Raw genomic sequence first — 9,920 nt, 5'->3', positions numbered from 1 at the left:
GTCAACAGTCAACAGTCAACAGTCAACAGTCAACAGTCAACAGTCAACAGTCAACAGTCAACAGTCAACACTCAACAGTCAACAGTCAACAGTCAACACTCAACAGTCAACACTCAACAATTAACAGTCAACACTCAACAATTAACAAATTTATTCTAGCCAAGGACGAGTCATTAATTCTAGTTGGTTGACTTCATCTTGGCTCAAATTCCAACCTAAAGCGCCTGCATTTTCTTGGGCTTGTTTGGCGGTTTTAGCGCCGGGAATTGGGATAACTCCGTTTTGAGCTATTAACCAGTTGAGGGCTACTTGGGCGGGGGTGCGATCGCGCTTTTTGCCCATTTTCCGCAGGGTGGACATGACTAATTCGATTTTTTCGATGCCGGTTTTGCTGAAGCGGGAGTCCATTTTGCGGGCTCCTGTAGGTTGTACTTGGCCTGTGTATTTGTCGGTGAGCAATCCTTGGGCTAAGGGGCTGTAAGCTAAAATTGTGACTCCCAATTCGCGGGCTGCACTCACAATTCCTTGTTTTTCTACTTGCCGCGACAGCAAGGAGTACCGGACTTGATTTGTTGCTAGGGGAACGCCTCTGGCTGCTAGTATTTTGTGGGCTTGGCGCATCTGTTCTACTGAATAGTTGCTGACTCCTACTGCTTGAATTCTGCCTTGTTTTACTTCGTCGGCTAAGGCGTTCATCAGGGTTTCTTGACTGAGTAAAAAAGCAAACGGCCAGTGCACTTGGTAGAGGGCTATTTGTTCTACTTGCAAGCGTTTTAAGCTGGCACTCAAAGCGTCGGAAACTGATTTTCCTGTAATCCGCCAAGGTACGGGGCCGAATTTGGTGGCTATTTGCACGGGTTGGGTGGTTTTTTTAAGAAACTGTCCCAGTAATTCTTCTGATAAGCCGTTACCGTAGACTTCGGCTGTGTCGAAAAAGTTGACTCCGCTGTCTAGGGATGTTTTGAATGCTGCTTCGACTTCGGCGGCGCCGTAGTTGCTGCCGTAGTTCCAAAATAGTTTGTCGCCCCAAGCCCAAGTTCCGACGCACAGGGGAATGACGGCTGGGCCATTTTGTCCTAGGGTAATGGTTGTCACGCTTGCTAAATCCATAATTCTTGATTCTCTTTATTTTTATATGAATTTATACGAATAATTGCGATCGAGCTTCTAGCCGGGGGAGGAAAGGCGGCGGGTTGCGATATCTCAGTTACTATAAGTGCAAATGATGTGTTTATTTGAGTAGTTATGTCGATCGACCGTTTACCAGATTCCAGATTAACAGATTCCGCGACTCCTGCTATCAAGAGAGTTACCCTGCTGACTATGTTCCGGTTGGGTTTGTTTCAGATGGGATTGGGCATGATGTCGATTTTGACGCTGGGGGTGCTCAATCGCGTCATGATTAAGGAGTTGGCGATTCCGGCTACTGTGGTGGCTGGTACGCTGGCCATGCACCAGTTTGTCGCACCGGCTAGGGTGTGGTTCGGGCAAATGTCTGATGCTAAGCCTTTGTTTGGCCATCACCGCACGGGTTATGTGTGGGTAGGAAGCGTTTTGTTTGTGATTTCTGCTTTTTTGGCGGTGCAGGTGATGTGGCGCTTGGGCGCTAGTTTGGAGGCTGTGGGGTGGACGACTCCTACTTACGGTTGGGTGGGTTTGTTGGGTTTGATTTTTGCACTTTACGGTATTGCTATTTGTTCGAGTTCGACTCCTTTTGCTGCTTTGTTGGTGGATGTTTCGGATGAGGAAGATCGATCGAAGTTGGTGGGTGTGGTGTGGTCGATGCTGATGGTTGGTATTATTATCGGGGCGATTGTTAGCAGCGGTTTGCTGAAGCAAATTGATGGGGATGTGCCGCGGGAAGTGTTGCAGGGTTCGATTAACGGTTTGTTTGTGAAGGTGCCGGCGCTTGTTTTGCTGTTGGTGGGGATTGCGACTTTTGGGGTTGAGAAAAAGTATTCGCGGTACGGGGTGCGATCGTCCGCAGTGAATCGAGAAGATAAAATTACCCTGGGAAGTGCGCTGCGGATTTTGACTGCTAGCCGCCAAACCGGTTTATTTTTTACTTTCCTGCTGGTTATGACAATTTGCTTGTTTATGCAGGATGCGGTTTTGGAACCTTACGGCGGGGAAATTTTTAAGATGCCGATTTCGGAAACTACGCGGTTGAATGCTATTTATGGTACTGGCGTGCTTTTTGGTTTGAGCGCAACTGGTTTTTTAATTGTGCCGCGAATTGGCAAGCAAAATACGATTAGGTTGGGCTGTTTGTCGGTGGCGGCTTGTTTTGGTTTAATTATTTTATCTGGATTTACAGGAAATCCAATTGTGTTTAAGTCGGCTTTAATGTTGTTTGGTTTAGCTTCGGGAATTACGACGACGGGGGCGCTGAGTTTGATGTTGGATTTGACTGCTGCGGAAACTGCTGGGACTTTTATTGGCGCTTGGGGTTTGTCGCAGGCGATGGCGCGTGGTGTGGCGACGGTTAGCGGCGGTGCTATTTTGGATTTGGGCAGAAGTTTGTTTGGGGTACCGATGTTGGCTTACGGGTTGGTGTTTGCGGTGCCTGCGGCGGGTATGGTAGTGGCTGTTTTGCTGTTGGGTAGGGTGGATGTTGGGGAGTTTCAGGATAATGCTAAAAGTGCGATCGCAACTATTTTTGAAAATGAATTAGACTGAGGTTTGTAGTGAGGACGAAGAGTCCTCATTTTCTTCTTGATAAAGGACTGAAGTCCTTAATACAAAAAAACTGCAAATGAAAGATTTTTGGGATTCTATTTTAAGTTTTTCTCAGACTACTGTCAAGACAGTCGGCCAGCAGTTTTTGAAAGATTTCGGTTCTGCACAAGCGGATGAGAAGGATGATGGGAGTTTGGTTACGCAGTCTGATAATTGGGCGGATGCGACAATTAGAAGTGCGATCGCATCTACTTTTCCCAGTCACGGAATTTTGAGCGAGGAAGGAGAACACGTTTTCCCGGATACTGAATGGTGTTGGGTTGTCGATCCTCTGGACGCCACGACTAATTTTGCTCGGGGAATTCCGATTTGGGGTATTTCTTTGGGTTTATTGTATCGCGGAACTCCGGTTTTTGGCTGCGTGCATTTGCCGCTGCTGAATCAATCTTTTCACGGTTTTTATGCAGGGGATTTGGCGGGCGACAATGTATTGACAAATATGCCTCAAGGTGCGTTTTTGAACGATCGCCCGATTCGCCCGACTGCTGATAAAATGAGCGGAAATCATATTTTTAATTTGTGTTCGCGGAGTGTCGGCATCGGGCCTCATCTTCCGAGTAAAATTCGGATGTTGGGTATGGCTAGTTACAATTTTTTGACTGTGGCTTCGGGTGCGGCTATGGGAGGGGTGGAAGCGACTCCGAAAATTTGGGATATTGCCGGGAGTTGGGTAATTGTGAAGGCTGCGGGTGCGGTTTGGCTGCCGCTGGAGTCGCAGGCGATTTTTCCGCTGGAAGTGGGGAAGAATTACGGGAGGGTTTCTTATCCGACTTTGGTGATGAACCGGCAGGAGTTGGTGTCGGTATTCTTGCCGTTTGTTGAGGCTTGGAAGAAGAAAAAAATGGGGTGATTTAAGATCGCAAAATTATTAAATAAAACTGCATGGCAGGTGTGACGGAGGAGTCTCCCACGCCTGCCGTGCGGTTTGTAAGAAATATACCGACCGATGACCGATGATTCAAGTATGCTGGCTCTGGTCTATTTCTGGCAATGTGCGATCGGGTGGTTTTCTTTTAGGTCGATCGGGTGATGCGATGCTGCTACAATTTATGGTAGTTGTTCAACTAGCTATTATCTGTATGAAATAAAATTATACCCGTTTTCAAGTAGAGGCACAATAGAAAATATTGAAATAAATTAAGAAAAGTCTGCGGTTTGCGATCGCGCTAATCTCGATAGCACAATTCTCGCATCCGAGTTGCTGACAGCGGCAGTCCCAATTCTACCAGCGTTTGCAAATACTCGTCAGGCGTTTTTGGCGGATTCTTGAGCCTGATTCTTTGTTTCTCGGCTGCTTTGCAGACACCTTCAAACTTAAAGTTGAGAAAGCGCAGGATTAACTGATCTGGGTGCAGCGGTTGAATGTTATCTTGTTTAAGATTCTCAGCAGGAAAATCCCTGAGATTGAAAGTAACGATAAAATGCGCGAGAATGAATTGCTGCTGCTAGAACGTGCCGATCGCCCGGATCGGGAAGTTCCAACTCTGGTATAATTGGCTCGTAGCCAGTCACCACACAATTTTTAATACTTGCATTCATCAGATTTTTGGTTCGGGCAAGCTGTTCTAATGTGAGATTTGGATTGTTCTGAAGCACGTTTCTCATCCACTCGCCGTGAATCTCTTCTGTCCACCTCGGCTCAAACACATCACCAACTGCTAATTCCATCAGAAAATCGCGGAGTGCGGCTGAATACAAAACATTAGCATCGCAGACAACTTTTACAATTTCCATGAGTTAGTCGTACAAACCGAGTGCTTCTGATTCTGCGACAAGTTCATCAAGTATTTTACTTCTTTTGTCATAATCCTGCTTTTTATATTTCATTACATCTTCATAACGTATTCGGCGACAGGTACTTACCATTTTGTAAGGAATTTCGCCAGAATCTAGCAACTTCCACACATACTCGCGCGAGACATTCAGTATGGCCTCAACCTGCCAGATATCGAGTTCCTCAGTAATTGGAATCATGTTAACAGTATTGCCGCTGCTTGTCTGTTGCAAAATTGCTAACAGTAATGGCAACGCTGCTGCAGGTATGTCAATTGTCTTTCCCTCTTTTTCGTTTAATATCAATTTGAGGGATTCGCCAGACGGATGATTTTGCAAGTGCGATTCTAAAGCGCGGCTGCTGGTTTTGGCAACCGCTGCTTCTTCGGCTGTCGGCAAAGCAGGTGCTGAGTCGGGATCTCCGGTGAATGTCATGTTAATTTGGGGTGAGAATAACAAGCAATCTGTTAATAATGATAGCAATTTTGTTGGCCGCTCGCACTTGATATCAAATCCAATAGCATCGGAATTAATATTACCCAAAGTCAGGACACGTACCCAAAATCAGGACACGGCAGTGCCGTTTCCCTACAATTAATCGGGCGATAGTTGCATCCGAGGGGCTCAGGATTATTTTAGGGTAGGGACACGGCAGTGCCGTGTCCTCCGTTGCTTTATCGCCTCACGCGATTAATTTCGACAGCACATTAGACAACTTAGCACCGAGATTTTCAACAGACTCCTGCTGTTTGGAATCTTTCATCGTACCGTCAGCATTAAATGCTGCAAAAGCTTGGGGAATTGCTTTCTGATCCGGCAGCACGAATACGTTAATATTCCCCAGGATCGATCGCAAATGAATCAATCCCCGCAAACCGCCAAGTCCGCCTGGGGAAGCGCTCATAATTACCGCTACTTTGTCAGTAAATGCCACCAATCCCGGTTCGCCCGGTGCTGGGCGCGATACCCAATCGATCGCGTTTTTCAACACGGGCGTAACTGAACTGTTATACTCGGGGGAAGCTATCAAAAACCCGTCATGCGCTACCATCAATTCCTTCAACTTCCGGGCATTTTCTGGCATTCCCTCTTTTGCTTCCAAATCTTCATCAAATAGCGGCATCGCCAAATCGCGCAAATCTACATAAGTAACTTCTGCACCCGCCGCAGTAGCCCCAGCAGCCGCCACTTTTACCAGCAGTTTGTTGTAGGATGCTTCGCGGGTACTTCCGGCAAATGCAAGTATTTTTGGTCTGTTTGTCATTGATTTTTTCCTGATTATTGCTTCCGAGTAAAATTGTACTATTCCGAGTGCTTCCAAACAAAGTCAGCAATGGATCTATCTGCCGACAAAGCAGGATTTTCACTGGAACTAAATAAGATCGATCGCACTTTTACATTCCCGACTCCCAAACGCCTCTCGACGCGACTGGGAATGCCGTAACCGTAAATAATATGCCCTTTTCCCGCCAACACCACAACTTGATAGTCGGGGTTGGCTTTGACAAATTCAGCTATTTTTTCCGCCATAGTTTCGTCCCACAAAACTTGGGCTTGCAAAAATCTTTCAAAAGCCGTACTATTTCCCTGTGCTGCCTTTTGGTGTTGCTGGTAAACTTCTAGCAGCAGTTGCCGGTATTCGGCGTTGTCGGTGCGAATTTCGGATATTGGCGGAATGTGCTTTTTTTCCTCTGCTGTGAGGCTTTCTAAACCTTGACTGGCAACTTTTCTCGTTACTTCGGATGGTGTATTTAAGGCGATGACTGGTAGTTGATTTTGTTTGGCAAACCGCAAAATGGGGGCGTAATATTCCCAGGGAAAACGCCACCTGCGATCGTACTCTGTTTGCTCGACTAATTGCTCTTCTGTGAGTTTACCTGCTAAGTAGTTGTCGATCGCACTTTGAAAGGGACGCTGAAACATTTCTAGGGCGATCGCAATTTTCCGATTTTGCCGCTGCATTTCTCGGATAATTGTCAGTTGAGTTTGGTGGTCTTCCGCGCTATCGTGGGTTTCTCCCAGATACACGACTTTTGCCTTCACCAACTGTTGCAGAATCTCTTGGTTAGTGTAAGTTTGCGGAGGTTGAGGGTTCGCCGTCGTTTGCGCTGTCACTACACTGCTGCACAGCAGAAAGATACTCAGCGATAAGGCGCACAGTTTGATGAGTTTGGTTGTTTTCATATTGATATTATGCCGTTTCTCGCAGCAGCAAGCACAGCCGAACTCTACTATTTTCGCTGAGCAGCTAGAAAGCTCGATGCTTAATTTAACTTCATAATTATCCGCAGTTACTTCTAAAAATGTAAAGTTTAGTTGCAGGTACTTGCGCTTCTAGAAGAAGGTGATAAATTAATAATATGAAGCGAACAAAAAGCTTCTCCGACAGATACCAAATCTAGATATCACAGCGAAGTTCACAATAGAATCTAAGGAGTAAAACGCTGTTTAATCTCACATCTGTCTCATTAAAAACCAATAGCAGCACCCACCAACAAAGCTGATACTTCCTCAACTAATTAGAGGGGAGCAATGCAACTGAATCCGAGGATTATTGCAACTCCACATCGAAGTTGAAAAAAGAGGAAATCACTCGGTACATATGGCTGGGTGCTGTTGTTGTTAAAAGAAATTTTCGATTTGTGATGTTTTTTTCAGTAGAGGCAGAGCCTCTAGATATGCGTTACCGGGCAGAGCCGGGTAACAAGCATACAAGGATAAAAACTAGAAAATTACTGAAAAATTGTCTCGTCTTCCTTTCGCCACGCGGGATCGACGATACAAATAAATATTAGCGGTTCTGTGCCGCAGTTGTAAATAAACTGCTTGGCGTTTGGCGGAATGTAAACTGCATCTCCGGCTTCCACGAATTGATTTTCGCCGTCGATGTGCATTTCCCCAACGCCGCTGAGGATGTAGTAAACTTCAGAAGTTGTCAGGGAGTGCAGCGCAGAAGTTTGTCCCGCTGGCAAAGCGGCGTGGGCTAAACTGTAACGCAAATCCACAGCTTGTTTGTCTGGATGCAGCAATTCTCGCAGTTGAGTACCGTCGCCAGCAATAAACTCCTCGCAGGCATTTAGCTTTTGAACTAACATTCTTTGCACACTCCTGAAAATCTCTTTACCATAAGTTAAGTTTAATTGAAAGAGCGAGAGATGTTAAGAAATATATAAAAATCCAACCGAATTTTTTAACCGTAAGTTCCCGAATGCGATCGATAATCGGGACAGTCGATCGCATCTTCAGATAAAGCTATTGTAGGCTGAACTGGACACTTGAGGTGGTAGTCGCCGGTGAAAAATACGCACTTAGCACAGGGGATTTGGTGCATCCGCTGAGCTCGGCGTAGGGAGTCGGCGACTGTACGCGCGATACTCGAACACAGCAAAAAAACTAAACCCCAGGCGGAGACAAAACACAGCGGAACTAAAACAGGCTGTATTGCCTTAAGCAAAAAGTAAAGCATAGCAAGAAAATTTAGCGCTAGAAGCCACACATACATTACATTAGTGGAATTGGCGAGCGATCGACCAAAAAGTTGAGAATCATGTAAAGCTCGATCGAGAAACCGGGCAATTATGGCATGATAAGGAACAGTCCTTAAATAAAATTAGAGGAAATCAGTTATGACTCTGCGATTAGGCGATACAGTTCCCAACTTTACCCAAGCTTCGTCTGAAGGGGAAATCAATTTCTACGACTGGGCCGGCGATAGCTGGGTAGTGTTGTTTTCGCACCCGAAAGACTATACTCCAGTGTGTACCACAGAACTCGGTGCAGTGGCCCGTCTCAAGTCTGAATTTGAAAAACGGGGCGTCAAAACTATTGCCCTCAGCGTCGATGATGTGGATTCTCACATGGGCTGGATTAAAGATATTGAGGAAACTCAAAATGTCACCCTCAATTATCCGATTTTAGCAGATGGCGATCGTAAAGTCTCCGACATTTACGACATGATCCATCCCAACTCGCTAAACAACTTAACAATCCGCACAGTTTTTGTGATTGACCCGGAAAAGAAATTGCGTTTGAGCATTACTTATCCGGCGAGCACTGGTCGGAATTTTAATGAAATTTTGCGAGTAATTGATTCCTTGCAACTTACGGACAAATACAGCGTTGCGACTCCAGTTGATTGGAAAGATGGCGACGATTGCGTAATCGTGCCTTCGATTACCGACCCCGCAGAGTTAGCAGAGAAATTTCCTAAAGGCTACACGCCGATTAAGCCTTATTTGCGGATGACTCCTCAGCCGAATAAATAGGTTTAACATTCCTGGACGCAGAACCTAATTATGTAAGGTGTGTACTGCACACCTTACCTCTATAATTGGCGCCTCAAACCAGCTTGTAGTTAGGACTTGAATCCTTAATCCTGATTTTTGAGGACTCAAGTCCTCACTACAAACAAAGCAATTGTGCAATCTTGTGTAAACACTTTAGATTTGAGGAAAGGCAAAATGCTGTCATCAACAATTGTGTTGCGAGTACCGCCCAAATTCCAAATGACAGACGACGAGTTTTTCGAGTTCTGTCAAATCAATAGTGAGTTGCGAATTGAACGCAACAAATCTGGAGAATTGCTAATTATGCCCCCTACTGGTTCGGAGACTGGAAATCGCAGCGGTAGCGTCTTTGGAGAGTTGTATATTTGGGCCGGGCAAGATGGAACCAGGGCTATTTCATTCTGATCGAAAGGCTGATATGATATTGGGTTGATTCTCACCCGAAAGGCCCGTCTACGATGTCTCAACTTGCCATTGTCGAAGCTTTTACAGCCCTGCCTGATACGCGGCGTACCGCAGGACAACGCCATACGCAAGCTCTATGTTTAGCTTTGTTTACTCTGTCGGTGACGGCTGGAAATCGTGGATTTCTGGCGATGGGAGACTGGCTTTGGGCTTACCATGATGAATTGGTAGCCATGGAGAGCGCCACCCAAAGGGCGCTTACCGTCTTACAGCACAATTCGGCGTACACTGTTGCGACTCAATTACCGGGATTACTCGGCTTGTTTATCTCGATTCTTCGGCATTTAACCTTTACCTGGAGAAACCATTGCCACCGACGGCAAGGTGCTGCGAGGCTCTTAGGATTGAAAATTTAATAACATCAGCGATGTATAATAAATAAATGAGTGAATATGAATAGGTTTATGTTTCGGTAGAGATGTCAAATATTATACCTACTTGGTTCTTCTTATGTCGCCCATAATTTTTTGATGTGAATCATTTCTTACTAACTTAATTTATGTACTACTGAGACGAAATTACTGATTTAATGCGAAAACATCATCAGTCTTTATCTGAAAAAGAGCAAAGAAAATATGCAGCGATAGAAGCCGTAAAACTTGGACATGGTGGAATTATTTACATAGCCCGAGTTTTGGGAGTAGACAGGAATACAAT

At 45.5% G+C, this 9,920-nt stretch carries 13 protein-coding genes and 1 pseudogene; 6 read left to right on the top strand and 8 right to left on the bottom strand.

The features are described from left to right. Positions 1-150 precede the first annotated feature (150 nt). A complete protein-coding gene (locus QUA02_RS32235; protein ID WP_333033788.1) occupies positions 151-1,095 on the bottom strand; it encodes an aldo/keto reductase in 945 nt (314 codons plus the stop codon). Positions 1,096-1,245: 150 nt separating this feature from the next. Between QUA02_RS32235 and QUA02_RS32230 the strand changes: the two genes are divergently transcribed. The 3 genes from QUA02_RS32230 to QUA02_RS32220 all read left to right on the top strand — a co-directional run bounded on the left by QUA02_RS32230 (position 1,246) and on the right by QUA02_RS32220 (position 3,827). Continuing rightward, a complete protein-coding gene (locus QUA02_RS32230; protein WP_333033783.1) occupies positions 1,246-2,679 on the top strand; it encodes a BCD family MFS transporter in 1,434 nt (477 codons plus the stop codon). Positions 2,680-2,755: 76 nt separating this feature from the next. After that, a complete protein-coding gene (locus tag QUA02_RS32225; protein WP_333033781.1) occupies positions 2,756-3,589 on the top strand; it encodes an inositol monophosphatase family protein in 834 nt (277 codons plus the stop codon). 103 nt (positions 3,590-3,692) lie between these two features. Further along, positions 3,693-3,827 carry a hypothetical protein gene (locus QUA02_RS32220; protein WP_333033780.1) on the top strand — a complete coding sequence of 45 codons (135 nt, stop codon included), beginning with the start codon at positions 3,693-3,695 and terminating at the stop codon, positions 3,825-3,827. Between the two features lie 78 nt (positions 3,828-3,905). Here QUA02_RS32220 and QUA02_RS33855 read toward each other — a convergent pair whose 3' ends face one another. From QUA02_RS33855 to QUA02_RS32190, 7 genes are all read right to left on the bottom strand, one after another. Beyond that, positions 3,906-4,073 (bottom strand): VapC50 family PIN domain-containing toxin, encoded by a 168-nt coding sequence (locus tag QUA02_RS33855; protein WP_510182606.1) that lies wholly within the window; start codon positions 4,071-4,073, stop codon positions 3,906-3,908. A gap of 49 nt (positions 4,074-4,122) precedes the next feature. After that, positions 4,123-4,473 carry a PIN domain-containing protein gene (locus tag QUA02_RS32215; protein ID WP_333033779.1) on the bottom strand — a complete coding sequence of 117 codons (351 nt, stop codon included), beginning with the start codon at positions 4,471-4,473 and terminating at the stop codon, positions 4,123-4,125. 3 nt (positions 4,474-4,476) lie between these two features. Continuing rightward, positions 4,477-4,947, bottom strand: a complete 471-nt coding sequence (locus QUA02_RS32210; protein WP_333033778.1) for an excisionase family DNA-binding protein — start codon at positions 4,945-4,947, stop codon at positions 4,477-4,479. 247 nt (positions 4,948-5,194) lie between these two features. Beyond that, on the bottom strand, positions 5,195-5,776 hold the full coding sequence (locus tag QUA02_RS32205; protein WP_333033777.1) for an NADPH-dependent FMN reductase: 582 nt from the start codon (positions 5,774-5,776) through the stop codon (positions 5,195-5,197). 38 nt (positions 5,777-5,814) lie between these two features. Further along, positions 5,815-6,696 (bottom strand): ChaN family lipoprotein, encoded by an 882-nt coding sequence (locus QUA02_RS32200; protein ID WP_333033775.1) that lies wholly within the window; start codon positions 6,694-6,696, stop codon positions 5,815-5,817. Positions 6,697-7,244: 548 nt separating this feature from the next. Next, positions 7,245-7,607, bottom strand: coding sequence for a cupin domain-containing protein (locus QUA02_RS32195; protein ID WP_333033774.1), 363 nt, complete (start codon positions 7,605-7,607; stop codon positions 7,245-7,247). A gap of 95 nt (positions 7,608-7,702) precedes the next feature. Further along, positions 7,703-7,978 carry a hypothetical protein gene (locus QUA02_RS32190; protein WP_333033785.1) on the bottom strand — a complete coding sequence of 92 codons (276 nt, stop codon included), beginning with the start codon at positions 7,976-7,978 and terminating at the stop codon, positions 7,703-7,705. Positions 7,979-8,138: 160 nt separating this feature from the next. On the opposite strand from QUA02_RS32190, the gene QUA02_RS32185 reads away from it, so the two are divergent. From QUA02_RS32185 to QUA02_RS32175, 3 genes and pseudogenes are all read left to right on the top strand, one after another. Then, a complete protein-coding gene (locus tag QUA02_RS32185) occupies positions 8,139-8,777 on the top strand; it encodes a peroxiredoxin (RefSeq protein ID WP_333033773.1) in 639 nt (212 codons plus the stop codon). Positions 8,778-8,972: 195 nt separating this feature from the next. Next, positions 8,973-9,185: pseudogene (locus tag QUA02_RS32180) on the top strand (Uma2 family endonuclease); the annotation flags it as partial. A gap of 71 nt (positions 9,186-9,256) precedes the next feature. Next, the gene (locus tag QUA02_RS32175) at positions 9,257-9,619 is read left to right on the top strand and encodes a hypothetical protein (protein WP_333033772.1); all 363 of its coding nucleotides are present in this window, start codon (positions 9,257-9,259) and stop codon (positions 9,617-9,619) included. Positions 9,620-9,920 lie beyond the last annotated feature (301 nt).

The organism is Microcoleus pseudofavosus SVA1_A4 (assembly GCF_036700565.1).
Classification (GTDB): Bacteria; Cyanobacteriota; Cyanobacteriia; order Cyanobacteriales; family Microcoleaceae; genus Microcoleus.
This window is presented reverse-complemented; position numbering and strand designations above follow the sequence as displayed.